Source organism: Rhodospirillum rubrum ATCC 11170 (assembly GCF_000013085.1).
In the GTDB taxonomy this organism is placed as follows: domain Bacteria; phylum Pseudomonadota; class Alphaproteobacteria; order Rhodospirillales; family Rhodospirillaceae; genus Rhodospirillum; species Rhodospirillum rubrum.
Genome location: NC_007643.1, coordinates 3,112,917 through 3,139,274 on the forward strand (window position 1 = coordinate 3,112,917; position 26,358 = coordinate 3,139,274).

The following is a 26,358-nucleotide window of genomic DNA, read 5'->3' on the forward strand; positions in this document are numbered from 1 at the left end:
CGGCCCCATCCTCGAATTCTCGCCACTTTCGCCCAAGAAAGCGAAGCGACTCGCTAAACGCCGTTATTCGGCGGGCGGTTCAGGCAGTCTTGGCGTGAAAGACTCGGCCGCGCCCAGAACCGGAACCATCTCGGCGCCGCGCGAGTCTTCGATTTCCTTGTCGCGGGTCGCGGCAAGGGCGCGCAGGCGATTCATCATCGCGCCCGTTCCCGCCGGGATGAGGCGGCCGACGATGACGTTCTCCTTCAGACCCATCAGGCTGTCGCTCTTGCCCGACACGGCGGCCTCGGTCAGCACCCGGGTGGTCTCCTGGAAGGAGGCGGCCGAGATGAACGAGTGGGTCTGCAAGGAGGCCTTGGTGATGCCCTGCAGAACCGGGATGGAATTGGCCGGGCGGCCGTTTTCCTTCAGGGTCTTCTCGTTCTCGATCTGGAAGTCCGTCCGATCGATCAGCTCGCCCACCAGGAAGGTGGTGTCGCCGGGCTCGGTGATTTCCACCTTCTGCAGCATCTGACGCGAGATCACTTCGATATGCTTGTCGTTGATCTTCACGCCCTGCAGACGATAGACGTCCTGGATTTCCTTGATCAGGTAATTGGCCAGCGCCTCGACGCCCATCACGCGCAAGATGTCGTGGGGAACCGGGTTGCCGTCCATCAGCGGATCGCCCTTGCGGACGTAATCGCCTTCCTGAATGGTCAGATGCTTGCCCTTGGGCAGCAGGTATTCCACCGGATCGCCATCCTCGGGCACCACCAGCAGGCGGCGCTTGGACTTGTAGTCCTTGCCGAATTCGACGCGACCGTCGATCTCGGAGATGATGGCGTGATCCTTGGGCTTGCGCGCCTCGAACAGCTCGGCCACGCGCGGCAGACCACCGGTGATGTCACGCGTCTTCGATCCCTCGCGGGGAATTCGGCCCAGCACGTCACCGGCCTTCACCCTCTGGCCGTTCTCGACCGACAAGATGGTGTCGACGCTCATGAAGTAGCGGGCTTCCAGACCGTTGGCCAGGGTGATGCCCTCGCCCCGGTCATCGCGCAAGGTGATGCGCGGCTTGAGGTCGGTGCCCTTGGGCATGTTCTTCCACTCGACCACCACCTTCGACGAAATGCCGGTGGCCTCGTCGGTGACTTCGCGAACGGACACGCCCTCGACCAGATCGTTATAGATCGCGATACCCTCGCGCTCGGTGATGATCGGCACCGTGTAGGGATCCCACTCGGCCAAGCGATCGCCCTTGGTCACCATGCGGCCCTCATCGGTGAGCAGCTTGGAGCCATAGGGAATGCGGTAGCGGGCCTTTTCGCGGCCGGCCTCGTCGGTGATCTTCACCTCGCAATTGCGCGACATGACGATCAGAACGTTTTCCGAGGTACCGACGACCGCCCGGTTCTCCATGACGATCTTGCCGTCGAAGGCCGCTTCCACGCTCGACTGCTCGGCGCCACGCTGGGCGGCGCCGCCGATGTGGAAGGTCCGCATCGTCAGCTGGGTGCCCGGCTCGCCGATCGACTGGGCGGCGATGACGCCCACCGCCTCGCCGATGTTGACCTTGGTGCCGCGCGCCAGATCACGGCCGTAGCACTTGCCGCAGATGCCGGTCTCGGCCTCGCAGGTCAGCACCGAACGGATGCGCACCTGCTCGATCCCCGCCTCTTCCAGCAGTTCGACGTCGTGTTCCTCGATCATCTTGCCCAGCGGCACGATGATGGTGCCGTCGGTGTCCTTGATGTCCTCGGCCGCGGTCCGCCCCAGCACCCGCTCGCCGAGCGAGGCGATGATCTGGCCGCCTTCGACCACCGGCATGGCGGTGATGCCGCGCGAGGTGCCGCAATCCTCGATAACGATGATCGCGTCCTGGGCCACGTCAACCAGACGACGGGTCAGATACCCCGAGTTCGCCGTCTTCAAGGCGGTATCGGCCAGACCCTTACGGGCGCCGTGGGTGGAGTTGAAGTACTCCAGCACGGTCAGGCCTTCCTTGAAGTTCGACACGATCGGCGTTTCGATGATCTCGCCCGACGGCTTGGCCATCAGGCCGCGCATACCGGCGAGCTGCTTCATCTGGGCGGCCGAACCACGGGCGCCGGAGTGCGCCATCATATAGACCGAGTTGACGGGCTTGCCCGGCTCGATCTTGGCGATCTCCTTCATCATCTCGTCGGCGACGCGCTCGGTGCAATGGGACCAAGCGTCGACCACCTTGTTGTACTTTTCACCCTGGGTGATCAGGCCGTCCTGGTACTGCTGCTCGAACTCCTTGACCTCGGCGTCGGTGTCGGCGACGAGCTGGGCCTTGGTCGGCGGAATGACCAGATCGTCCTTGCCAAACGAGATGCCGGCGCGCGCGGCGTGGGCATAGCCCAGCTGCATGACGCGGTCGCAGAAGATCACCGTCTCTTTCTGACCGCAGTGGCGGTAGACGGTATCGATGACGTCGGTGATGTCCTTCTTACGCAGCAGGCGGTTGATCACCGAGAAGGGCAGCGCCGTGTGGCGCGGCAACAGCCGCGACAGCAGCATGCGGCCCGGGGTGGTCTCGACCGTGCGAATGACCGGGGCGCCGTTCTCGTCGATCGTATGCAGGCGGGCCTTAACCCGGGCCTGCAGGCTGACGACGCGGGCCTGCAAGGCATGCTCGATCTCGTTGAGCGAGGCGAAGGCCATGCCCTCGCCCTTCTCGCCTTCGCGATCAAGGGTCAGGTAATAAAGGCCAAGCACGATATCCTGGGTCGGCACGATGATCGGCTTGCCGTTGGCCGGGCTGAGGATGTTGTTGGTCGACATCATCAGCACGCGGGCTTCGAGCTGAGCCTCGAGCGACAGCGGGACGTGGACGGCCATCTGGTCGCCGTCGAAGTCGGCGTTGAAGGCGGTGCACACCAGCGGATGAAGCTGGATCGCCTTGCCTTCGATCAGCACCGGCTCGAAGGCCTGGATGCCCAGGCGGTGCAGCGTCGGCGCGCGGTTGAGCATCACCGGGTGTTCGCGGATGACCTCTTCCAGGATGTCCCAAACCTCGGGACGCTCCTTCTCGACCATGCGCTTGGCCGCCTTGATGGTGGTCGCGTAGTGATACTGCTCAAGCTTCGAATAGACGAAGGGCTTGAACAGCTCGAGCGCCATCTTCTTGGGCAGGCCGCACTGGTGGAGCTTCAGCTCCGGTCCGACCACGATCACCGAACGCCCCGAGTAATCGACGCGCTTGCCCAGCAGGTTCTGACGGAAGCGACCCTGCTTGCCCTTGAGCATATCCGACAGCGACTTCAGCGGCCGCTTGTTGGCCCCGGTGATCGCCCGGCCGCGACGGCCGTTGTCGAACAAGGCGTCGACCGATTCCTGAAGCATCCGCTTTTCGTTGCGGATGATGATATCGGGAGCGCGCAGTTCGATCAGCCGCTTCAGACGGTTGTTGCGGTTGATGACGCGGCGGTAGAGGTCGTTGAGGTCGGAGGTGGCGAAACGGCCGCCATCGAGCGGGACCAGCGGACGCAGCTCGGGCGGGATCACCGGAATGACTTCCAGGATCATCCACTCGGGCCGGCAGCCCGATTCGATGAAGGCGTCGACGATCTTCAGCCGCTTGACCAGCTTCTTGCGCTTGGCTTCCGAGGTGGTGTCGCGCAGCTCGACCTTCATATCGGTCTTGAGGGTCTCAAGATCGATGCTCATCAGCATGTCGCGGATGGCTTCGGCGCCGATGCCGGCGGTGAACGAATCCTCGCCGTATTCCTCGACCGCGCGCTGATACTGCTCTTCCGAGAGCATCTCGTGCAGCTTAAGCGGGGTCAGGCCGGGCTCGACCACCACGTAGTTTTCAAAATAGAGAACCCGCTCGAGGTCCTTCAGGGTCATGTCGATGAGCAGCCCGACGCGGGACGGCAGCGACTTCATGAACCAGATGTGGGCGACCGGGGCGGCCAGTTCGATATGGCCCATGCGCTCGCGGCGCACCTTCGAGAGCGTGACTTCAACGCCGCACTTCTCGCAGATAATGCCGCGGTATTTCATGCGCTTGTACTTGCCGCACAAGCACTCGTAATCCTTGATCGGCCCGAAAATGCGGGCGCAGAACAGACCGTCCCTTTCCGGCTTGAACGTCCGGTAGTTGATGGTTTCCGGCTTCTTGATCTCACCAAAGGACCACGACCGGATCTTCTCCGGGCTGGCGATGGAAATCTTGATCTGGTCGAACGCCTGGGTGCCGCTGACCTGACCAAAGATCTTCATGAGTTCGTTCATGCCTGCCTTCTCCCGCTTGTTCGCGGCGGGCGCGGGTGGTGAATGGATGGGCCCGCGCCCCGAAAATCGCGTCCGGGAACCCGGACCGCCCAAATGCCTAAGGGCCCGCGCGCCGGAGTCATCCGGGACGCGGGCCTGAAACGACTATTTAGAAGCTGCTTTGCCCCAATTCAACGTCAAGACCAAGGGAGCGCATTTCCTTGACCAGCACGTTGAAGCTCTCGGGGATGCCGGCCTCGAAGGTATCGTCACCCTTGACGATCGCCTCATAGACCTTGGTGCGGCCCGACACGTCGTCGGACTTCACCGTCAGCATCTCCTGGAGGGTATAGGCCGCGCCGTAAGCTTCCAGCGCCCACACTTCCATTTCGCCGAAGCGCTGGCCGCCGAACTGGGCCTTGCCGCCCAACGGCTGCTGAGTCACCAGCGAATAGGGACCGATGGAACGGGCGTGGATCTTGTCGTCGACCAAGTGATGGAGCTTCAGCATATAAATATAGCCCACCGTGACCTTGCGGTCGAACGGCTCGCCGGTCCGGCCATCGGACAGGGTGACCTGACCCGAGGAGTCAAGACCCGCCTTGCGCAGCATGTCGACGATGTCGCTCTCGCGGGCGCCGTCGAACACCGGGGTAGCAATCGGCACGCCCGAGCGCAGGTTGAAGGCCAGTTCCTTGATCTGGTCATCGCCCATCGGCGCCAGATCCTCTTTGGCGTGACGGGGACCGTACACGTCGTCGAGCTTCTCGCGCAGATCGTTGATCGGGATCAGGCCGCGCTTGACCTGTTCGAGCAGGGCGCCGATCTGGGCGCCAAGACCGCGACAGGCCCAGCCGAGATGGGTCTCGAGGATCTGACCGACGTTCATACGCGACGGCACGCCCAAGGGATTGAGCACGATATCGACGTAGGTGCCGTCTTCCAGATAGGGCATGTCCTCGATCGGATTGATCTTGGAGATCACGCCCTTGTTGCCGTGACGGCCGGCCATCTTGTCGCCCGGCTGCAGCTTGCGCTTCACCGCGACGAACACCTTGACCATCTTCAGAACGCCCGGGGGCAGTTCATCGCCGCGCTGGAGCTTCTCGACCTTGTTCTCGAAGCGCTCCTGGATCTTGGCGATCGATTCCTCATAGGCCTTCTTCAGCCCCTCGATCTCGGTCGCCGTCTCGTCGTTCTCGACGGCGATCTGGCGCCACTGGGCGGCGGTATAGCCGCTCAGCAGATCCTCGGAGATCACGCCGCCGGTCGCCATGCCGCGCGGACCGCCGACCACCTTCTGGCCGATCAGCAGTTCCTTCAGGCGGCGGGCGAAGCTGCCTTCCAAGATGGCGCGCTCGTCATCGCGGTCCTTGGCCAGGCTTTCGATCTCCTGGCGCTCGATGGCCAGGGCGCGCTCGTCCTTTTCGACGCCGCGGCGATTGAAGACGCGGACCTCGACCACCGTACCGGTGACGCCGGGGGGAATGCGCAGCGAGGTGTCGCGAACGTCGGACGCCTTTTCGCCGAAGATGGCGCGCAGCAGCTTCTCTTCCGGGGTCATCGGGCTTTCGCCCTTGGGCGTGACCTTGCCCACCAGGATGTCGCCGGCCTGAACCTCGGCGCCGATGTAGACGATGCCCGCCTCGTCGAGGTTCTTCAGGGCCTCTTCGCCGACATTGGGAATGTCGCGGGTGATTTCCTCCTGGCCCAGCTTGGTGTCGCGGGCCATCACCTCGAACTCCTCGATATGGATCGAGGTGAACACGTCGTCGCTGACGATGCGCTCGGAGATCAGGATCGAGTCTTCGAAGTTGTAACCATTCCACGGCATGAAGGCGACGAGGACGTTCCGGCCAAGGGCCAGCTCGCCCATCTCGGTCAACGGACCGTCGGCCAGGATCTCGCCGCGACCGACCAGATCGCCCACCTTCACCAGCGGACGCTGGTTGATGCAGGTGCTCTGGTTGGAGCGCTGGAACTTCTGCAGACGATAGATATCAACGCCCGATTCGGCGATCTTCAGGTCTTCGGTCGCCCGGATAACAATACGGGTGGCGTCAACCTGCTGCACGACGCCGGCGCGCTTGGCGGCGATGGTCGCCCCCGAATCGCGGGCGACGGCGGCCTCCATGCCGGTGCCGACGTAAGGCGCCTCGGCCTTGACCAGGGGAACGGCCTGACGCTGCATGTTCGAGCCCATCAGGGCGCGGTTGGCGTCGTCGTTCTCGAGGAAGGGGATCAGCGCCGCGGCGACCGAGACCAACTGCTTGGGCGACACGTCGATGTAGTCGATGTCCTGGGGCTGCACCATCTCGAAGTCGCTGGCCTTGCGGCACGAGATCAGGTCATCGGCGAAATGGCCGTCTTCGGTCAGGGCGGCGTTGGCCTGGGCAATAACGTATTTGCCCTCTTCCATCGCCGACATATAGGTCACCTCGTCGGTCACCGTGCCCTCGACCACCTTGCGGTAGGGGCTTTCGATGAAACCGTACTGATTGACCCGGGCGAAGGTCGCCAGGCTGTTGATCAGACCGATGTTCGGCCCTTCGGGGGTTTCGATCGGGCAGATGCGGCCGTAATGGGTGGGATGGACGTCGCGCACTTCGAAGCCGGCGCGCTCGCGGGTCAGACCACCGGGGCCAAGCGCCGACAGGCGGCGCTTGTGGGTGATTTCCGACAGCGGGTTGGTCTGGTCCATGAACTGCGAGAGCTGCGAGGATCCGAAGAACTCGCGCACCGCGGCGGCGGCCGGCTTGGCGTTGATCAGGTCGTGGGGCATCACGGTATCGATGTCCACACTGCTCATGCGCTCGCGGATGGCGCGCTCCATGCGCAGCAGGCCGACGCGGTACTGGTTTTCCATCAGTTCGCCGACCGAGCGCACACGACGGTTGCCCAGGTGATCGATGTCGTCGATCTCGCCCTTGCCGTCCTTGAGCTCGACAAGCTGGCGGATGATGTGCAGCACGTCTTCCTTGCGCAGCACCCGCATGGTGTCGGGGGCTTCCTGCATGGTGAAGCCCAGGCGGGCGTTCATCTTCACCCGGCCGACGGCCGACAGGTCATAGCGCTCGGAATCGAAGAACAGGCCCTTGAACAGGGCGTCGGCGGTCTCGAGCGTCGGCGGCTCGCCCGGGCGCATCACCCGGTAGATATCGATCAGCGCTTCCTCGCGGGTGGTGTTCTTGTCCATCGCCAGGGTGTTGCGCACATAGGGACCGACGTTGACATGGTCGATATGAAGCACGCGCAGCTCGGTGAAGCCGGCCTTCTCCATGTCGGCCAGCATCGCCTCGGTCAGTTCCTCGCCGGCCTCGGCATAGATCTCGCCGCTGGCCTCGTTGATCATGTCCTCGGCGGCGTAGCGGCCGACCAGCTCCTCGGTGAAGACGCGCATCTCGGTCATGCCGTCCTCGGCGAGCTTGCGCGCCGCCCGGGGGGTGACCTTGGTGCCGGCCTCGATCTTGACCTCGCCGGTGGCGGCGTCGACCAGATCGAACATCAGCTTCACGCCGCGCAGATGATCGGGCTTGAAGTCGACCTTCCAGCCCTTGTCGTCGCGCTTGTAGCTGAGCTTCTGATAGAAGAAATCAAGGATTTCCTCCGAGGTCATGCCGGCGATCTCGGACGGATCGACCGAACGGCCCTCGGCGGTGCGCGCCTCGCGCAAGGCGGTGGCGGCGGCGCCTTCCAGGGCATAGAGCAGCGTCGTCACCGGCAACTTGCGGCGACGGTCGATGCGCACATAGACCATGTCCTTGGCGTCGAACTCGAAATCCAGCCACGACCCGCGATAGGGAATGACCCGGGCGGCGAACAGGAATTTGCCCGACGAATGGGTCTTGCCCTTGTCGTGGTCGAAGAAGACGCCCGGCGAGCGGTGCATCTGGGAGACGATGACGCGCTCGGTGCCGTTGATGATGAAGGTGCCGTTCGACGTCATCAGGGGCATATCGCCCATATAGACGTCCTGCTCCTTGATGTCGCGGATCGAGCGGGCGCCGGTTTCCTCGTCGACGTCCCAGACCAGCAGGCGCAAGGTCACCTTGAGCGGCGCGGCGAAGGTCATGCCCCGCTGCTGGCATTCATCGGTGTCGTATTTCGGCTCTTCAAGCTCGTAGGCCACGAACTCGAGTTCGCCCTTGCCCGAAAAGTCGCGGATCGGGAAAACCGACTTGAAGACCTCCTGGAGGCCGCTGTCGGTGCGTTTATCCACCGGAACGCCGATTTGCAGGAACTGATCATAGGAGCTTTTCTGCACCTCGATCAGGTTCGGCATGGGGGCCACGGTCGGAATCCGGCCGAAGTCCTTACGAATGCGCTTCCGACTGGTCAACGACTTGGTCATTACCGCTCCTCACCTCAGAATCGCCGTGCCGGGCGCGCCCCGCTGGACAGATATGGTCCGTGGGGCGCGAAAGAAAGACAGGCAAACAAAAATCACAAAATAAAAGGCAGAATAAAATACTCGGGAAAGCCCGAAGGCCGGTCGACAGACACACCAACGGAGTGCCTGCCTTCCGGCCCTGCGGGACGCCTCGGAACCCCGAGGTTACTTCAGCTCGACCTTGGCGCCGGCTTCTTCGAGCTTCTTTTTGATGCTCGCGGCTTCGTCCTTCGAGACGGCTTCCTTCACCGGCTTCGGAGCGCCTTCGACCAGATCCTTGGCTTCCTTGAGGCCGAGGTTGGTGATGGCGCGGACTTCCTTGATCACGTTGATCTTCTTGTCGCCGGCATCAACGAGGATGACGTCGAACTCGGTCTTCTCTTCGACCGGGGCAGCGGCTTCGGCGGCAACGGCGGCGACAGCCACCGGAGCGGCGGCCGAAACGCCCCACTTCTCTTCGAGGAGCTTGCTCAGTTCGGCGGCCTCGAGGACCGTCAGGGCGGAAAGCTCGTCGACGAGCTTAGCCAAATCAGCCATTTATCGTAACTCCGTTAAAAAAGGCTCAGACTTCCGTATGGATAACGAGGGTCCGCGATCAGGCGGCCTCTTCCTTCGTGGCATACGCGTTGAAAACCCGGGCAAGCTGGGCCGCGGGCGCCTGGGTGACGCCAGCGATCCGGGTAGCCGGGGTGGTGATCATGCCGATCAGGCGGCCACGCAGCTCGTCGAGCGACGGCAGCTTGGCAAGCGCTTCAATGCCCTGTTTGTCCAGGACATTGCCCTGCATGGCGCCACCAAGGATAACGAGCTTCTCGTTCTTCTTGGCGAATTCCACACAGACCTTGGCCGGCGCCACGGGATCCTTGGAGATCGCGATGGCGGTCGGGCCGGTAAACAGGTCGGCAAGACCTTCGAACGGCGTATCCGCGAGGGCAAGGCGCGTGATCCGGTTCTTGGTGACACGGAACGAGGCACCCGCTGCGCGCATCCCTTTCCGAAGCTGCTCCAGCTCCGCGACCGTCATGCCCTTATAATGGGTGACGACGCAGGCCGAGGCCTCTCCGAACAGGGAATTGAGCTCGGATACCAGCTCCTTTTTCTCTTCCCGGTTCACGGTGTTCTCCGCTTCCTGGCCTCTCCCGCATCGGTTTCCCGACCGGCGAGGCTGGTTGCCCTCATGATCCCAGGCGACGATCCGGCGGGGGAACACCCGTTCCCCTCCCCCGTCGCCTGGGGGTGGACCTGCCCCGGAAGTCGAACCCTTTCTAACCGGGACGTGCCAGGGCACGGCGCCGGAGGAAAGTGTTTTCCTTCCCGTCTGCGCAGGCGGGATCCCCCTTTAAGCTCCCGGGCCGGCAAGCCGGTCGAAAGCGCCTACGGTCTCGGACAGGTTTGGGCGAACCATCGGGGTTTCCCCTTCTGGCCCGCCCTCTCCCGCATCCGAAAGAGCGGATGCGAAAATCTTAACGCGGCAATCCCGGAGATCAGGCGGCGCCCGAAATCGTCCCGAGATTGACCTTGAGGCCGGGGCCCATGGTCGAGCTCAACGACACCTTCTTGAGGTAAGTGCCCTTGGCGCCCGTGGGCTTGGCCTTGTTGATGGCGTCGACGAAGGCGCGCACGTTATCAACGAGCTTCTCTTCGGTGAACGACGCGCGACCGACGCCGGCATGAACAATGCCGGACTTCTCGACGCGGAACTGCACCTGACCGGCCTTGGCGGCCTTGACCGCGGTGGCGACGTCCATGGTGACGGTGCCCAGCTTCGGGTTCGGCATCAGGCCGCGCGGGCCCAGGACCTTACCGAGGCGACCGACGACGCCCATCATGTCGGGCGTGGCGATGCAGCGATCGAAATCGATGGTGCCGTTCTGAATGTCGGCGGCCAGTTCGTCGGCCCCGACCAGATCGGCGCCGGCGGCCTTGGCTTCCTCGGCCTTGGCGCCCTTGGCGAACACGGCGACGCGCATGGTCTTACCGGTGCCGTGGGGCAGCTCGACGACGCCACGGACCATCTGGTCGGCGTGACGGGGATCGACGCCCAGGTTCATCGCCACTTCGATGCTCTCATCGAACTTGGCGGTGGCCCGCTCACGGATCAAATGCACGGCCTGGGGCAAGTCATAAAATGCCTCGCGGTCGATACCCTCGTGGGCCGCCTTCAGTCGCTTTCCAACCTTCGCCATGGTCTTACTCCACCACCTGCAGGCCCATGGAACGGGCGGAACCGACCACCATCTGAACCGCCGCCTCGATGGTCGGGGAGTTCAGGTCGGGCATCTTCTTCTCGGCGATGTCACGCACCTGCTCCATGGTGACCGTTCCGGCCGAGCCCTTGCCCGGCGTGGTCGAGCCCTTGCCGATGCCAGCCGCCTTCTTGAGGAAGTACGTCATCGGCGGAGTCTTGGTGATGTAAGTGAAGGTCCGGTCGCCGTAAGCGGTGATCACCACCGGAATCGGCATGCCGGGCTCCAAGCCCTGCGTGGCGGCGTTGAACGCCTTGCAGAACTCCATGATATTCAGGCCACGCTGACCAAGCGCCGGGCCGATCGGGGGCGAAGGATTGGCCTTCCCCGCCGGGACCTGCAGCTTGATGTAGCCGATGATCTTTTTTGCCATGATAACCTCGGTCCTTGACGTTTAGAGGTGCCCGAAGGCCGTGGTACGGCGCCCCAAGGACTTTAAGGGGCGGGCCTCCCACGTTGCGCCATCGCCGCCGCGCGCCTCCCGGGGAAGCGCCGCGACCAATGGGGCGTGTCCGAAGGTCCGTTCAGACCTTCTCCACCTGGGAATATTCCAGTTCCACCGGCGTCGAGCGCCCGAAGATGGAAACCGAGACCTTGAGCCGGGCCTTCTCCTCGTCGACGTCCTCGACCATGCCGTTGAAGCTGGTGAAGGGACCATCGCAGACGCGGACCTGTTCGCCGACGTCGAAGGTGATGGAAGGCTTGGGCCGCTCGATGCCCTCTTGCACCTGATGCAAGATGCGCTCGGCCTCGCGGTCGCTGATCGGCGAGGGGCGGCCGCGACCGCCCAGAAAACCGGTGACCTTGGCGGTGTTCTTCACCAGATGCCAAGTCTCGTCCGAAAGGTCCATCTTGACCAGGACATAGCCCGGGAAGAACTTGCGCTCGGCGTTCACCTTGGCGCCGCGACGGACCTCGACGATTTCCTCGGTCGGGACCAGAACTTCCTCGATCCGCGAGTCCATGCCTTTCTGGATCGCCTGTTCCCGAATGGACTGGGCGACCTTGTTTTCAAAACCGGAATAGACATGGATGACGTACCAGCGGGCGGTCACGCGCTCAACCTCCCAAACCAAAGATGAACTGAACGCCCTCGGCCAGGATCCAGTCGACCAACAGGAAAAACACAGCCGCCAGCGAGGCCATGATGAAAACCATGACCGTCGAGATGACGGTTTCCTTGCGCGACGGCCAGGTCACCTTGCCGATTTCCTGGCGGACCTGGCGGACGAATTGACCTGGGTTGGTCCTCGGCATCCTGACCTTCCAAACTGCGGGACTTCGCCGGATCGGCGATTGTTCCGAAAAGGGCCTGCCCTTGGCAAGCCGTGGCGCCGAAGGACGGCACCGGACGGAGATCACGACAGGCGATCTCCGGCGGAATTCACGGGCGGCACGTCACGGCCGTTGGCAGGGGTGACAGGACTTGAACCCGTAACCCCCGGTTTTGGAGACCGGTGCTCTACCAGTTGAGCTACACCCCTCCAGCGGCCGGAAAACCCGGATGGATCATCCGGGTGGTCCATTCCAAAGGCGCGAGGCGCCTTGGGAACATCGAAAGTGCCACCACTTCCGAAACCAACACGGGGACGATGAGCGCCCCCGAAACCCTAAAGAAGCCAAAGGACTTCCACACGCTACCAGGGCCAGGCCCCGATAAAAAACCCCCGGACGGTCTTGGCCGGGAGAGCTGGGTCATATACCTGTTCGGCACAAGGAGATCAAGGACTTTCTTGATCCATCCGCTAGCCGCGCCCGGTTGCCCAGCCCCAAGGCACGCGCCATCCAGCCAGACCCGACAAGGACTGGCTGGATGGCTTAGGCGTCTTACTGAACGATGCTGGCGACGACGCCGGCACCGACGGTACGGCCACCCTCGCGGATAGCGAACCGCAGACCCTCGTCCATGGCAATCGGCGCGATCAGCTGTACCGTCATGCCGATGTTGTCACCGGGCATAACCATCTCGGTGCCTTCCGGCAGCTCGATCGTCCCGGTCACGTCGGTCGTGCGGAAATAGAACTGCGGACGATAGTTGGAGAAGAACGGCGTGTGACGGCCACCCTCTTCCTTCGTCAGGATATAGGCCTCGCACTTGAACTTGGTGTGCGGGGTGATCGAACCCGGCTTGGCCAGAACCTGACCGCGCTCGACGTCATCACGCTTGGTGCCGCGCAGCAGCGCGCCGATGTTGTCGCCGGCCTCGCCCTGATCAAGCAGCTTGCGGAACATCTCGACGCCGGTGCAGGTCGTCTTCTGGGTGTCGCGGATACCGATGATCTCGATTTCCTCGCCAACCTTGACGATGCCGCGCTCGACGCGACCGGTCACCACCGTACCACGACCCGAGATCGAGAACACGTCTTCGATCGGCATCAGGAACGGCTTGTCCTTCGGGCGCTCGGGCTGCGGAATGTAATCGTCCACCGCCTTCATCAGCTCGAGGATGGCATCGTGACCAAGCTTCTGGTCGCTGTCTTCCAGAGCGGCCAGAGCCGAGCCCTTGATGATGGGAATGTCATCGCCGGGGAAGTCGTAGCTCGTCAGCAACTCGCGGACCTCAAGCTCGACCAGCTCAAGCAGCTCCTCGTCGTCGACCATGTCGCACTTGTTCAGGAACACCACCAGGGCCGGAACGCCGACCTGACGGGCCAGAAGAATGTGCTCGCGGGTCTGCGGCATCGGGCCGTCGGCGGCCGAAACCACCAGGATCGCCCCGTCCATCTGCGCCGCGCCGGTGATCATGTTCTTCACATAGTCGGCGTGGCCCGGGCAGTCGACGTGGGCGTAGTGACGCGCTTCCGTCTCGTACTCAACGTGCGCCGTCGAAATCGTGATGCCGCGCGCACGCTCTTCCGGCGCCTTGTCGATCTGGTCGTAGGCCTGGAACGTCGCCCCGCCCGCTTCGGCCAGAACCTTCGTGATCGCAGCCGTCAGCGACGTCTTGCCATGGTCAACGTGACCAATCGTTCCGACGTTGCAATGGGGCTTCGTCCGCGCAAACTTTTCTTTCGACATCTTCGATCCCGTACCTTCTATGGTTGCGGTTGCCCGACCCGACCGAACGGCTTCTGAGAGGGCGGCGTTAAACGTAGGGGCCTTGGAACGGAATGGAGCGGGTGATGGGAATCGAACCCACACAACCAGCTTGGAAGGCTGGGGCTCTACCATTGAGCTACACCCGCAGGCGCGCCACCGGGGGACGGAGCGGTTGGTGGAGGGGGCTGGATTCGAACCAGCGTAGGGTTACCCCGCCGGATTTACAGTCCGGTGCCTTTAACCACTCGACCACCCCTCCGCAAGACCCGTTAATCCGGCCCCCGGCGGCGGAGGACATGAAATATGGAAACAGCCTCGCGGTGTCAATGATAAAGTGGTGTCCGATGTTCTTTCTTTGCAGACAGGGGGCTTGCGATGGGGCACCTTCCCCACCCTTTTCCCCTCCCCGCGACCCGGAGCCCGCCATGACCCGCCCGCCGCGCCGCCCATCCCGCGCCCCCTCTTCGACCGAGTCCTCCGCGGCGCCGGCCGGTCGTCCCCTCCCCCGCCCCGCCGCCGGTGCCGGCTCCACCGCCCGCCCGCCCCGTCCGCCCGCGCCGCGCGGCGAAGCCGATGGGGCCTCGCGCCGCCCCGAGCCCGCCGCCCGCGGCAAGCGCCCTGGAGGGCGCGGCGATGGCGGTCTGTGGCTGTTTGGTCGCCACGCCGTGGAGGCCGCCCTGCAGAACCCCGAGCGCAAAGCCCTGCGTTTGCTCGCCCTCGCCGGCGCCGCCGAGGGGCTGCCCAAGGGCGGGCCGACGGTCGAGCCCGCCGACCGCGAGGCGATCGAAGCCGTGGTGCCGCCGGGCGCCGTCCACCAGGGTCTGGCCCTCAAGGTGGCGCCGCTGTCCCAGCCCACCGTCGAGGAGATCGCCCGCATCCCCGGTCCCTCGGTGGTCGCCATCCTCGATCAGGTGTCCGACCCCCATAACATCGGCGCCGTCCTGCGCTCGGCCGCCGCCTTCGGCATCCGCGCCGTCGTCGTCCAGGACCGCCATTCGCCCGAGGAAACCGGCACCCTGGCCAAATCGGCCAGCGGCACCCTGGAACGCGTGCCGCTGGTCCGCGCCATCAACCTGTCCCAGGCCCTTGATACCTTCAAGGAGCACGGCTTCTGGTGCGCCGGCCTCGACGCCTCGGCCGAGACCACCCTGGCCGAGGCCGCCCTGCCCGAGCGTTGCGTCGTCGTGCTGGGCAGCGAGGGCGCCGGCCTGCGCCGGTTGGTGCGCGATCACTGCGATCTGCTGGTCAAACTGGCGATGGATAGCGGCGTTGAAAGCCTGAATGTGTCCAACGCCGCCGCCGTGACCTTCTACGAACTCAGCGGTCGCGGCCTGCGCCCCTGATCACCCCCTTGCCCGCCCACGCCCTTTGCGTTTATGAAGGGCGCAGGCGGGCATGACGCCGGATTAGCTCAGTTGGTAGAGCACCTGATTTGTAATCAGGGGGTCACGGGTTCGAATCCTGTATCCGGCACCAGATAAGAAAAAGGACGGTGTCTTGAAAAGCGCCGTCCTTTTTTACATCCTAAGGCGGTGGCAACCACGCCCGGACCGGTCCCTGAAGGCGTGAGAAACAAGGGATAGCCTCGATTGATGGGTCTCCTATGAGCTTGATCGCCAATGAGCAGACCAAACTGACGGCGACCGCACTTAATACCGCCGCCTCGTCTTGTTTCGCCCTGGGTGTTCTGGCTCCTATCGCCGCCGTCTTCTACAACGCGGGGGGAGATGTCCATGTACCCCTTGCGGTCCTGGTCCTTGGGGCCATTCTATGGATCGGGGCGGCGCTCGCCCTCCATTTGTCGGCGCGCCTCGTGCTGAAAGGGCTGAAGTCATGACCAACACTCAGCTTTTCGCCTTTGTGGTTCTTCCCGTGATCGTCGCCTTGCTCGGATGGGGGGCCGCCCTTTGGCATGAACGGTGGGCGAAACGGCACTGAAGAAAACCGCATAAGAGAAAATCCTTTAACGCGGAGACTTTTCTTAAGAGTCGATTAGACAGAGCGGTAGCAGGAAAATCCTGGGTCCCTTTTCCGTTCGCCGCCCTGGCGATCCTTAGAGGAGCGCAAGGGGCGGTCTTGACATCGCCAGGGCTCAGGGCGATTTTTTGTCCATGAGCACCACCACCTTCGACCGCCTGACTTACCTTGAGACCCTGAAAGCTTCGGGTATTCCCGAGGATCAGGCGCTAGCCCATACCGTGGCGCTTGAGGCGGCCTTGCATGAGTCGGTGGTGACACAGACCGGACTGCAAAGAGAAGTCGCGCCGATCCACACGGATATGGCCGTCTTGAAATGGATGGTTGGCTTCAATCTCGCGGCCACGGTCGGGATTGTTCTGATTCTGCTGCGCCACTGACTCCCGGTGGTGCCGTCCGGTCCGCGCCGCCCCCTCTCCGCCGTGCTTTCGCCCCTGCGCTCCGCCGCCCGTCGCGGAGTCACCCTGATGGAAATGGCCGTGGCCTTGGCCTTGCTCGGGGTGATGGCCGGGGGCGGGCTGGCCGCCGTCGGCGCGCTGCGGGCGCGCACGGCCGATCTGCGCACCGCCCTGGCCTTCGACCGGGTCGAAGCGGCCCTGACCCGCATCGTTCTGACCAATGGCGCCCTGCCCTGCCCGGCGGCCCGCGAGGGCGGCGACGGTCGGCAAGATGGCGCCTGGTGCCGCAAGATCGGTCTTGTCCCCTGGGCGTCGCTGGGCCTTGCCGGCGCCGATGCCGTGGACGGCTGGGGAGCGCGCCTGTCCTATGCCATCGATCCCGCCTTCGCCGCCCCTGCTTTGGGCGGACGCTCGTGGGCTGGCGATTATCCGCCTCTTGATTGCGCGCCGGCCGCTCAGGCCTTCGCCCGGGCGGCCGGCACCCTGGCGCTCAATCCGCCGGCCGCGGCGCCGCCGCTTCCCCATGCCACACCGGCTTTCGTGCTGATCAGCCACGGCCCGAATCGCTTCGGCGCCATCCTGGCCGATGGCAGGGCCTTTCCCGGCCAACCGCACGGCGACTCGCTGGCCGAACGCGTCAATGCCGGGCTAACCCCCTCGCCGGGCCCCATCCCCGCCCCCTGGGTAAGCGCCGATCCGGGCGATCCCGCCGGCCCCAACGGCCAGCGCTTCGACGACCGCCTGCGCTGGCGCCCCTGGATGGTGTTGATGATGGAAGCCGGCTGCCGCCCCGATGGTCCGGGGGCGTTTTAAGGGGCGGCGGGCGCGCCAAGAAAGCCGCGCAGGATATCGACGAAGGCCTCGGGCTTTTCCGAATGCAGCCAATGGCCGGCGCCCTTGAGGGTGGCCAGACGATAGCCCGGAAACAGCCGCTCAAAGGCCGGCCGCTCCGCCTCGCCGACATAATCCGACAGGGCGCCGCGCACCACCAGGGTGCGCCCGCTGAAAGTCCGATCGGCGGGAAAGGCCGGAAAGCCGGCCAGGGTGGCCATTTCACGGCGCAGACCTTCGAGGTTCAAGCGCCAACGCAAGCCGCCCGCCGGGTCCTCAACGATATTTTGCGCCAGAAAACGCCGGATGCCCGGGGAAGGGATGCTGTCGGCAAGCAGGGCCTCGACCTGGGAGCGGCGGGCGAGTCCGGCCAGCGGCACGGCCAGCATGGCCTCGGCGAAGGCGTCCAGGCCCGGCCGATAGGCCACCGGGGCGATATCGGCCACCACCAGGGCGCCAACCCGCCCGGGGTGAAGCAGGGCCAGGGTCATCGCCACCTTGCCGCCCATGCTATGGCCCACCACCACCGGGGCGGGGCCGTCGCCGATCTCGCGCTCGATATAGGCCGCCACATCGCCGGCCATCAGCGGGTAATCCAGGGCCTCGGTCCAGGGCGACTCGCCGTGATTGCGCAGATCAAGCGCATGGACCCGATAGCGATCGCCCAGCCGGCGGGCGATTCCCGCCCAATTGCGCGCCGATCCGAACAGGCCGTGGAGCACCACCAGCGGCGGCCCCTCTCCCAGGCATTGGGCGGCGAGATCCACGGTCATCGGCGTCTATTTTTTGCCGGTTTTCCGGGTCTGGCCGCCATAGCAGCCATCGCGGGCGCAGACCTTGAGGGTGTTTTGCTTATTGACCCACAGGGCGGTGACGGCGCCAAGCTGGCGATCGGTCATCGGCAGGGCGCGGGCGGCGCGGTCGGCCTTGTTCCAGATCCAGGCGTTGCACACCCCGCGCACATTGATCGGGGCGCAGGCCTCGCGTCCGGCCCGCTCAAGCGCCGGGGGGTCGTTGACGTGGGGACACACCACCAGGGCGATCGCCCCATAAACGCCGACCGTGTCGCATTTCTCGGCCGCCCAGGCGGCGCCCGGCATCAGAAGCGGAGCGCCGATCAACGCCGCGAGCACCAAAACCTTACGAATCATCAAAACACCTCGGATTGCGTTTCACCCACCCGGTTTCACCCCGTGATAGCCGGGCGAGCGTGGCGTGGGTCGTCGATGGTCCATCACCCGGTCGGCAAGGAACCATATTTCCAGCCCCTTCGCAAACGCCTTCCGCAGCCCGCCTCCCCGGGCCCGACTCCCCGGAAACCCATGGATTTCCGGGGTGCGCCACCGGCTACCGCGCCCGAGGGGGCGGCCCTGGAGGTTAGCGGGGAGAGGAAACGACGGGCGGCAGGGGGCGGGCCCGCCCCTCGGCATCCAGGGCGACGAAAACGAAGACGCCTTCGGTCACCTTGATCTTGGCGCCGCCGTCCTGCCGGCAGACCCAGGCCTGCACATCCAGGGTCAAACTGGTGCGGCCGCGCTTGATGATCTCGGTATAGCAGGTCACCTCGTCGCCGACTTTCACCGGCAGATGGAACGAGAAGCCGTTCACCGCCACCGTCACCACCCGGCCGCCGGCCGCCTTGCGGGCGTGGGTTCCCCCGGCCAGATCCATCTGCGCCATCAGCCAGCCGCCGAAAATATCGCCCGAAGGGTTGGTATCGGCGGGCATGGCGATGGTGCGGATCGACACCGTGCCGCGCGGTTCGTCGCCAGCCTCCACCCCGGGGTCGACTTGGCAAGCGCCAGTGGTGGCGTCATCGGTACAACTCATGAACGGCGAACTCCTGAAAAATCGAAAAAAGCCGGGGTCGGATGACCGGCGCCGGAACGCTTTATCACCGGGGCATCGAACGGGAGGCCCTTGCCGTTGGAAGCGGCCTGATTATAGTGGCGCCATGTCCGACCTATTCCAAGACGCGGCGGCGGCCCAACCGGCCGACGCCTATACCGCCCGCAGCATCGAAGTGCTGGAAGGGCTTGAACCGGTGCGTCGGCGCCCCGGCATGTACATTGGCGGAACCGACGAACGCGCCCTCCATCATCTGGTGGCGGAAATCCTTGATAACGCCATGGACGAGGCGGTGGCTGGCTATGCCCAGGTCATCGATATCGATCTGGCCGTCGATGGATCCGTCTGCGTGCGCGACAACGGCCGGGGCATCCCGATCGATCCGCACCCGCGCTTCCCCGACAAAAGCGCCCTCGAGGTCATTCTGACCACCTTGCATTCCGGCGGCAAGTTCGGCGGCGACGCCTATAAGGTTTCGGGCGGCTTGCACGGAGTCGGCATCTCGGTGGTCAATGCGCTGTCCGACAGCCTGCGCGTCGAGGTCGCCCGCGACCGCACGCTGTGGGCCCAGGATTTCTGCCGGGGCGCGCCGCTTGGTCCCTTGCAGAAGATCGGACCGGCGCCCAATCGCCGGGGCACCCAGGTGCGGTTCCATCCCGATGCCGAGATCTTCGGCCCGCGCGCCCGTTTCAAACCGGCCCTGCTCCATCGCATGGCCCGGTCCAAGGCCTATCTGTTTCGCGGCGTGCGCATCCGCTGGAGTTGCGCCCCCGAGCTGCTGCCCGATGACGCCGGCGTTCCGGCCGAGGATGTCTTCCACTTCCCCAACGGGCTGGGGGATTACCTGGGCCACGCCCTGGCCAACCGGCCGCTGGTTGGCGGACGCACCTTCGCCGGCACCGCCAATCTGCCCGACGACATGGGCACGGTGGAATGGGCGCTGTGCTGGCCCGAGGACGACGAACCGTTCTTCAATTCCTACGTCAACACCATCCCAACCCCCGAGGGCGGCACCCATGAAGCCGGCCTGCGCAACGCCCTGACGCGCGGCTTGCGCTCCTTTGCCGAAATGTCGGGCAATAAAAAGGGCGCGGCCGCCCTGACCGCCGAGGATGTGGTCGGCGGCGCGGCGGTGATGTTCTCGATGTTCCTGCGCGACCCGCAGTTCCAGGGGCAAACCAAGGAAAAACTGGCCAGCCAGGAAGCCACCCGGCTGGTCGAACAGGCGCTGCGCGATCCCTTCGATCACTGGCTGACCGGCGCCCCCGATTCGGCCAATCTGCTGCTGACCCATGCCCTGGAGCGCGCCGACGAACGCCTGCGCCGCCGTCAGGCCAAGGAAACCAGCCGCAAGACCGCCACCAAGAAGCTGCGCCTGCCCGGCAAGCTGTCGGATTGCACCCGCTCGACCCGCCAGGGCACCGAATTGTTCCTGGTCGAGGGTGACAGCGCCGGCGGCTCGGCCAAGCAGGCCCGCGACCGCCAGACCCAGGCGGTGCTGCCGTTGCGCGGCAAGATCCTCAATGTCGCCAGCGCCTCGCTCGACAAGCTGCGCGGCAATCAGGAACTGTCGGATCTGGCCGAGGCCCTGGGCTGCGGCACCCGGGGCGCCTTTGATCTGGAACATCTGCGCTACGACAAGGTGGTGATCATGACCGACGCCGATGTCGACGGCGCCCATATCGCCAGCTTGCTGATGACCTTTTTCTTCCGCGAGATGCCAGCCCTGGTCTCGGCGGGCCATCTCTATCTGGCGATGCCGCCGCTCTACCGCCTGACCCAGGGCGGCACCTCGGTCTATGCCCGCGACGATGCCCATAAGGACCAGTTGATGAAGACGGTCTTCAAGACCAAGGGCAAGGTCGAGATCAGCCGCTTCAAGGGCCTGGGCGAAATGCCCCCCGCCCAATTGCGCGAAACCACCATGGCCTATGCCACCCGTCAGTTGCTGCGGGTGACCGTGCCGGGCGGCAAGACCGAGGAAGATCGCGAAGACGCCCGCGAAACGGCGAAGCTGGTCGAGGAGCTGATGGGCCGCAAACCCGAATTGCGCTTCCGCTTCATCCAGGAAAACGCCCGCTTCGCCGAAAACCTCGATATCTGATCAGCCGCGCCCCGGTCCTTTATGCCAGTGCTTTGACAAAGAACAGGCTCAAGGGATCGGGGTGGTAATCGCCAAAGGGGCCGGTTTGCGCAAAGCCGGCCGAGCGATACAGCGCCAGGGCGGCGGGCTGGCGGACTCCGGTTTCCAGATGCAATACCGCCGCGCCCTCGGCGCGGGCCAGGGTTTCCAAGGCGCCCAGCATCCGTCGGCCCAGGCCAAGCCCGCGGGCGGCGGGATCGACCCACATCCGCTTGATCTCGACGAAAGCCCCCCGCCAAGCCAAAGCCCCCGTTCCCAGGGCGCGGCCGCCGGCGCGCGCCACCAGAAAGCGGACATCGGAACCGCGCAAAGCCTCGACATCAAGCAGATGATTGCTCTCGGGCGGATAGAGCGCGCGATAATAGGCGTCGGCGGTGGCGAGCAGGGCCAGGATGTCCGGCTGGGCCGGATCCTCGGCGGCGATGATGACCGGCCGCGACGCCCCCGGAACGACGGGCGAACCGCCCCGGGAAAGGCTCAGATCAGATTCCATTGACGCTCTCGCTTGGGTTTGGCCTGGGGATCGGCCCGCACCGCCTGCCATGCCGCCTCGCCCAACAGGGCCTTGGCTTCCTCGGGCAGGGCGGCGGCGCGGCCATGGGCGCGTTCGCGCAGGTAGGATTCGGCCGGCCCCAGAATCATGGCGCGCGCCATGTCCCAGGCCATCGGCCGAATCGATCCCTTGGCGGTCAGGTCGCGCAAGATGCGCTCCTGGGCCAGACGGGCTTCCATCAGCGCATCGACCATGTCCGAGCGCTGGGCGGCCACCGGCACCAGCGAATCGCTTTGCAAAAGAAACCGGTGCAGGCGGTCGTTGCCCAGCGCCCAATCGATGGCGGCGTCGACCATGGCGCGGATCACCCCTTCGGCCGCGCCCTGGGCCGGCACGGCGCTGACCGCCCCGGCCCAGGATCGCAAGCCTTCGGCGCAGAGCGCCAGCGCCACCCCGTCCTTGGTGTCAAAGAAATGATAGATGCTGCCGGTGCTGGCGCCCGAGCGGGCGCGGATATCGGCCACGCTGGTTCCGGCGAAGCCCTTGGCCAGGAAGCAGTCCAACGCCGCTTCCAGAATCAGCGCGCGGGTGTTCCCCCGGGCCATTCCGTCCTCCAATACTTTTGTCGATCTCGGGGCGCGACCCTGAGACCTCGCGGCGCCGTCTTCAACAAGAAAAGATCGGCATAAGGCGATTTCAGGTTTCCCTCGGGGAAATGGAGGATCCAGATACCAAAAGTCGCGCCGTTTCCTACCTCGCGGAGGGGGCGACGGGCGCCAGGATCGAAAGGGCCATTGATAAAAAAAACGGGATCAAAACAAAAAAAACAAAGGGAGCAGCCGCTTTTATCCTTGCGAAGCGCTCGCCGCGACCGGCTCCGCGCCCTTGATCTTGGCGGCGACTAGGGGCGCAAGCTGAAAAGCGTTCCGCCCGACGTCTTTGGGGACGTTCCGGCGCAACCAATCGCCCTTTTCGAGTAACGGCACCCTGCCTGATTCCAGGCGACCGGATGAAAGCGGGAGTGATCATCCCCATCCCCCTCCCCATCCATCGGCGTCATTCTTTGTCTCCCGCCGTCTTATTCTCTTACCGAGCCTGGGGGGGCCGAGGAACCCTTTGACGTGCGTCGTTTTACGCATAAAGTTGGGCGCCGATCGGTCGCCCCGCACCGATCTTGCCGATGCCCCCGGCATGGGATCGCGCGCAAGCGTCAGCCGCGGCGGTCTTTCGCGAGACCAAGCGCACCGCCTTTTCCCAAAGATCTGGCGCGCCGACGTCGGTCAACCGTCAAGGAAGAATAAAAGGGTTAAAATAAAGAGAGAATAAAGGGGTCAGACCCCAAAGCGCTTGACCCCAAAGCGTTTAAAAAGCTGCCAAAGTGGTTCTAGTCTACTACAGAATTCCTGCCCGAGGAGCGCGCGCATGCGAGATTTCTCCGGCCAACTCTTGCTCGAACCGATTGAATTCGTAGCTTAGTCCCCTGGTGGAACTTGAAACGCCACTTCGGCGTCCGCCAGCTACCTAATCTGAACTGGGGAAATCCATGTCGCTGGCTGATCTATTTACTGACGAAACCGTATTCGCTCTCAAAGGCTATGACGAAGGTGCCGACCGGATCATGGCATCTTTACGGGCCGGCATCGGACGCTTTGGGTGGAGCTATATGCGTACCGACGCCGGTGATCAGCTTGGAGATGCCGATCTGCGGCGACTTGCCAAAAAAACGTACGCTGAGTTAACCCCTGACGAGCAACACCGGAATCAGTCGTTCCTTCTGGATATCGAACCCCGAGATTGGGTAGTCTACGTCAATATTCCCAAGTGGGGCCAATGCACCTTGGCTCAAGTCACGTCCGGATACTTTTGGGATACTTCGCCCAGTGATGACTTTAATCACTGTTTCCGCGTTGACCCCGAGACTGTTCGCTCATTCGACCGTAACGCTCAGATTGTCCCGACTGCACTAGCTCAGCGTCTGAAATTGCAAGGCAGGTACTGGCGCATCTATGCAAAAGCCGAGTTTAAGGAGCTTTTGGCAGCTGTGGACACAGTCAACACTCCGATGCTACGGACTCCGATCAGCAATGCGGCCTATCTGGCAAAAAAACTAGAGCCCGCGTTGCTCGATATGACGCGCCTGATCCAGCGCACCAACCCGAACTACGATCTAGAAAAGCTACTGGAGCTGATTTTCAGCGGAATGGCGGGGGTCAAGCGGGTAGTGCGACAGGGAGGTGCGGGAGACCACGGAGCGGACCTTATCGTCGAGTTCGAAACTGGCCTTTCCCACCCGGCGTTCCAATATCAGCACATCTGCATCATCCAAGTGAAATCGTTCGTCGGCGGACACAATGAGCTTCAGGCCGTTGAGGACCTTCGTCGAGCATTCAAAAAGTATCCCGCTGCCGACATGGGGTTGATTTTCTCTACTGCGGACAGTGCCAATGAGCATTTCGAGGCTGAACTATCTAAGCTAAGGGATGAAGATCCCCGACGGAAAATCGAACTCATAATCGGAGCAGATGTCGCGCGTTTCATCATAAAATTCGGCAGTGTCCTTGAGTATAAGGAAAAGAGAAAATTTTCTTCTTGAGGGCCCCATGTCTTCCCCGGTGCACAACAGGTGTGCCTCAGTCGCTTGACGCAATCGTCTCTACGGATTCACCGCATTACATACTGCGATTTCAATTAAATCGTCGGTACCGCCCGAAATTCATTTGGAATTGGCGTGGTGCATTCTGCGGAAATACGAAGGTATCGTTGGGGCGGCAAGGTCAATTGGCTGATCCAAGGGCTTTGTGGCTAGGGTTTGCCAACCATCGACCTTGCGCATATTGATCTGTTCTGAAGTACGCATCCAACGATGCGCCGTCTTGTCTGAGGCGGGGAATTTCTCTAAGAAAATAAAGGGGGCAAACCCTTTTTTACTTTGTCCACCCCCTTTGTCCTAACCCTGATGTGCTCGCGAAGCGCTCGCCGCGACCGGCTCCGCGCCCTTGATCTTGGCGGCGACTAGGGGCGCAAGCTGAAAAGCGTTCCGCCCGACGTCTTTGGGGACGTTCCGGCGCAACCAATCGTCCTTTTCGAGTAACGGCACCCCTTGAAAAAGAAAAAGCCACCACCCCGCCTGAGTCCGGGCGACCGGATGAAAGCGGAAGTGATCATCCCCATCTCCCTCCATCTCCCTCCATCGCCGTCACTCTCCATTCTCCGTCGTCTTATTCCCTTACCCAGCTTGGGGGTATCAAGGAACCCTTTGACGCGCGTCGTTTTACGCATAAAGTTGGGGGCCGGTCTTGCCGATACCCCCGGCATGGGATCGCGCGCAAGCGTCAGCCGGGGTGGTCTTGCGCCAGACCAAGCCCACTGCCTTTTCCCAAAGATTTGGCGCGCCGACGTCGATCAACCGTCAACGGGTCCACGGCGCCGGGCTGTGGCGGCCAAGAAAGAGGTGGGATAATGCGGTCGTCGACGGGGCAGCACTCGCTGGCGCTTGATCATATTCGGGCCTTGGCGGCCTTCCTGGTCTTCGCTTGGCATTTCGCCCATGCGGGGGACCCGGGCTATCCGGTGCCTTTCGATGCCCCCTCGCCCTGGATCCTGGCGATCTTTGACGCCGGCCATACCGGCGTCGCCCTGTTCATGACTCTCAGCGGCTATTTGTTCGCCAAGATCCTTGAGGGCCGGAGCTTCAGCTACCCGATCTTCCTTCTCAACCGGGCCCTTCGGCTGCTGCCGTTGCTGGTGTTGGTGATCATCGTCATCGGCATAAGGAAATATTGGATCGGCGCCGATCTCGACGCCTATTGGAACAATATCCTCTGGGGTCCGCTCTTGCCGACGCTGCCCAATGGCGGCTGGTCGATCACCGTGGAGGCCCATTTTTACCTGTTGTTACCGCTGCTGCTCTGGCTCTCGGCCCGCTGGCGCTTCGCCCTTCCGCTGCTCCTGGTCGCCACCGTTGGGCTGCGCTTGGGTCTTTATTGTGCAAAAGGCGAGGTCCAGTTTTTGGCCTATTGGACGTTGGTGGGGCGCATCGATCAATTCGTTTTGGGGATAATCGCCGCCCGCTCCCAAGGCTGGCTGATGCGCCATCCCTTGGTGATTGGAGGGTTGGTCGCCAGCCTTCTGGCGTTCTACGCCGTCTTTGATGCCGCCGGCGGCTTCGCTCTGCACCCGTCCCATCCGTCATCAAGCCCGGTGTGGATCATTCTTCCCACCTTTGAAGGCATGGTCTATGCGGCGGCGATCGCGTGGTATGATCGGTCGGGTCTCGCCGGCAAGGGCCTCGTGTCAAAGGGACTGGCCCGCATCGGCGACTATTCCTATTCCCTCTACCTGTTGCATTTCTTCGTGGTCTTCCGCATGGCGGACTTCATTCATCGCCACATCATGGACATTTCCACGCCGCGCGCCGCCCTGCCTTGGGCCGTGGTCTGCTTCGTCCTGATGATCCCCTTGGGCTACCTCAGCTTCCGCTTCATCGAAGCCCCCTTCCTGTCCCTGCGCCGCAACTATATCGAGCCCCGCCTGAAAAAGGCCTATGGCGCCTCCCCCTCCTGATCCAAGACGGGGAAGCCTCTTCCCATCCTCTCGGCTTTGATCCTTCCCTCCAGCCTTTCGCGCCCTTAAAGGGCTATTGAAGGTGATCAATCTCCTTTGACGTGTTCTTCTTTACGCGTAGACTGTTCCCTTGATCGGCCGTCCACGCCCCGCTCTTCGCGGCCTTTCCCACCATGATCCAGAGTGGCCTTGATCGTCAGCGGGCG

At 63.6% G+C, this 26,358-nt stretch carries 21 protein-coding genes and 4 tRNA genes; 8 read left to right on the forward strand and 17 right to left on the reverse strand.

The window, feature by feature from the left end; translation table 11 throughout:
- Positions 1-63: 63 nt before the first annotated feature.
- The 12 genes from rpoC to RRU_RS13965 all read right to left on the reverse strand — a co-directional run bounded on the left by rpoC (position 64) and on the right by RRU_RS13965 (position 14,158).
- Complete coding sequence (rpoC, locus tag RRU_RS13910) at positions 64-4,245, reverse strand: DNA-directed RNA polymerase subunit beta' (RefSeq protein ID WP_011390504.1); 4,182 nt, start codon at positions 4,243-4,245, stop codon at positions 64-66.
- A 148-nt stretch (positions 4,246-4,393) separates the two neighbouring features.
- Positions 4,394-8,575 (reverse strand): DNA-directed RNA polymerase subunit beta, encoded by a 4,182-nt coding sequence (gene rpoB / locus RRU_RS13915; protein WP_011390505.1) that lies wholly within the window; start codon positions 8,573-8,575, stop codon positions 4,394-4,396.
- Positions 8,576-8,779: 204 nt separating this feature from the next.
- Positions 8,780-9,151 (reverse strand): 50S ribosomal protein L7/L12, encoded by a 372-nt coding sequence (rplL, locus tag RRU_RS13920; protein WP_011390506.1) that lies wholly within the window; start codon positions 9,149-9,151, stop codon positions 8,780-8,782.
- Positions 9,152-9,209: 58 nt separating this feature from the next.
- The gene (rplJ, locus tag RRU_RS13925; protein WP_011390507.1) at positions 9,210-9,728 is read right to left on the reverse strand and encodes a 50S ribosomal protein L10; all 519 of its coding nucleotides are present in this window, start codon (positions 9,726-9,728) and stop codon (positions 9,210-9,212) included.
- A 370-nt stretch (positions 9,729-10,098) separates the two neighbouring features.
- Positions 10,099-10,800: a 50S ribosomal protein L1 gene (rplA, locus tag RRU_RS13930; RefSeq protein ID WP_011390508.1), complete on the reverse strand. Its 702-nt coding sequence runs from the start codon at positions 10,798-10,800 to the stop codon at positions 10,099-10,101.
- 4 nt (positions 10,801-10,804) lie between these two features.
- Positions 10,805-11,233, reverse strand: a complete 429-nt coding sequence (gene rplK / locus RRU_RS13935; protein WP_011390509.1) for a 50S ribosomal protein L11 — start codon at positions 11,231-11,233, stop codon at positions 10,805-10,807.
- A 151-nt stretch (positions 11,234-11,384) separates the two neighbouring features.
- Entirely contained in the window at positions 11,385-11,915 is a 531-nt protein-coding gene (gene nusG, locus RRU_RS13940; RefSeq protein ID WP_011390510.1) for a transcription termination/antitermination protein NusG, read from the reverse strand.
- A 4-nt stretch (positions 11,916-11,919) separates the two neighbouring features.
- Positions 11,920-12,117 carry a preprotein translocase subunit SecE gene (secE, locus tag RRU_RS13945; protein WP_011390511.1) on the reverse strand — a complete coding sequence of 66 codons (198 nt, stop codon included), beginning with the start codon at positions 12,115-12,117 and terminating at the stop codon, positions 11,920-11,922.
- Between the two features lie 151 nt (positions 12,118-12,268).
- Positions 12,269-12,344 (reverse strand) — tRNA-Trp (locus tag RRU_RS13950).
- A gap of 343 nt (positions 12,345-12,687) precedes the next feature.
- A complete protein-coding gene (gene tuf, locus RRU_RS13955) occupies positions 12,688-13,878 on the reverse strand; it encodes an elongation factor Tu (RefSeq protein ID WP_011390512.1) in 1,191 nt (396 codons plus the stop codon).
- 93 nt (positions 13,879-13,971) lie between these two features.
- Positions 13,972-14,045, reverse strand: a tRNA-Gly gene (locus RRU_RS13960).
- Positions 14,046-14,072: 27 nt separating this feature from the next.
- Positions 14,073-14,158: transfer RNA gene (locus RRU_RS13965), tRNA-Tyr, on the reverse strand.
- Positions 14,159-14,324: 166 nt separating this feature from the next.
- On the opposite strand from RRU_RS13965, the gene rlmB reads away from it, so the two are divergent.
- The 5 genes from rlmB (at position 14,325) to RRU_RS13990 (ending at position 17,087) form a co-directional block, all read left to right on the forward strand.
- Positions 14,325-15,242, forward strand: coding sequence for a 23S rRNA (guanosine(2251)-2'-O)-methyltransferase RlmB (rlmB, locus tag RRU_RS13970; RefSeq protein ID WP_014626435.1), 918 nt, complete (start codon positions 14,325-14,327; stop codon positions 15,240-15,242).
- A gap of 57 nt (positions 15,243-15,299) precedes the next feature.
- A tRNA-Thr gene (locus RRU_RS13975) sits at positions 15,300-15,375 on the forward strand.
- Positions 15,376-15,502: 127 nt separating this feature from the next.
- Positions 15,503-15,736: a hypothetical protein gene (locus RRU_RS13980; RefSeq protein WP_011390514.1), complete on the forward strand. Its 234-nt coding sequence runs from the start codon at positions 15,503-15,505 to the stop codon at positions 15,734-15,736.
- A 274-nt stretch (positions 15,737-16,010) separates the two neighbouring features.
- Complete coding sequence (locus tag RRU_RS13985) at positions 16,011-16,256, forward strand: hypothetical protein (protein WP_011390515.1); 246 nt, start codon at positions 16,011-16,013, stop codon at positions 16,254-16,256.
- Between the two features lie 42 nt (positions 16,257-16,298).
- On the forward strand, positions 16,299-17,087 hold the full coding sequence (locus RRU_RS13990) for a type II secretion system protein (RefSeq protein ID WP_011390516.1): 789 nt from the start codon (positions 16,299-16,301) through the stop codon (positions 17,085-17,087).
- On the opposite strand, the gene RRU_RS13995 is transcribed toward RRU_RS13990, so the two are convergent.
- The 3 genes from RRU_RS13995 to RRU_RS14005 all read right to left on the reverse strand — a co-directional run bounded on the left by RRU_RS13995 (position 17,084) and on the right by RRU_RS14005 (position 18,935).
- Positions 17,084-17,878, reverse strand: coding sequence for an alpha/beta fold hydrolase (locus RRU_RS13995; protein ID WP_011390517.1), 795 nt, complete (start codon positions 17,876-17,878; stop codon positions 17,084-17,086). The genes RRU_RS13990 and RRU_RS13995 overlap by 4 nt on opposite strands.
- A 6-nt stretch (positions 17,879-17,884) precedes the next feature.
- Positions 17,885-18,256 carry a hypothetical protein gene (locus tag RRU_RS14000; RefSeq protein WP_011390518.1) on the reverse strand — a complete coding sequence of 124 codons (372 nt, stop codon included), beginning with the start codon at positions 18,254-18,256 and terminating at the stop codon, positions 17,885-17,887.
- Positions 18,257-18,482: 226 nt separating this feature from the next.
- A complete protein-coding gene (locus tag RRU_RS14005; RefSeq protein ID WP_011390519.1) occupies positions 18,483-18,935 on the reverse strand; it encodes an acyl-CoA thioesterase in 453 nt (150 codons plus the stop codon).
- Between the two features lie 124 nt (positions 18,936-19,059).
- Here RRU_RS14005 and parE point away from each other — a divergent pair, with 124 nt between their 5' ends.
- Positions 19,060-21,057 (forward strand): DNA topoisomerase IV subunit B, encoded by a 1,998-nt coding sequence (gene parE / locus RRU_RS14010; protein ID WP_011390520.1) that lies wholly within the window; start codon positions 19,060-19,062, stop codon positions 21,055-21,057.
- 19 nt (positions 21,058-21,076) lie between these two features.
- Here parE and RRU_RS14015 read toward each other — a convergent pair whose 3' ends face one another.
- Both RRU_RS14015 and RRU_RS14020 read right to left on the reverse strand, forming a co-directional pair.
- Entirely contained in the window at positions 21,077-21,589 is a 513-nt protein-coding gene (locus RRU_RS14015; protein ID WP_011390521.1) for a GNAT family N-acetyltransferase, read from the reverse strand.
- Entirely contained in the window at positions 21,574-22,194 is a 621-nt protein-coding gene (locus tag RRU_RS14020) for a TetR/AcrR family transcriptional regulator (protein WP_011390522.1), read from the reverse strand. The genes RRU_RS14015 and RRU_RS14020 overlap by 16 nt, the downstream gene beginning before the upstream one ends.
- A gap of 938 nt (positions 22,195-23,132) precedes the next feature.
- On the opposite strand from RRU_RS14020, the gene RRU_RS14025 reads away from it, so the two are divergent.
- Both RRU_RS14025 and RRU_RS14030 read left to right on the forward strand, forming a co-directional pair.
- On the forward strand, positions 23,133-24,182 hold the full coding sequence (locus RRU_RS14025; RefSeq protein ID WP_011390524.1) for a restriction endonuclease: 1,050 nt from the start codon (positions 23,133-23,135) through the stop codon (positions 24,180-24,182).
- Between the two features lie 866 nt (positions 24,183-25,048).
- A complete protein-coding gene (locus tag RRU_RS14030; protein ID WP_011390525.1) occupies positions 25,049-26,152 on the forward strand; it encodes an acyltransferase family protein in 1,104 nt (367 codons plus the stop codon).
- The last annotated feature ends 206 nt before the right edge of the window (positions 26,153-26,358 follow it).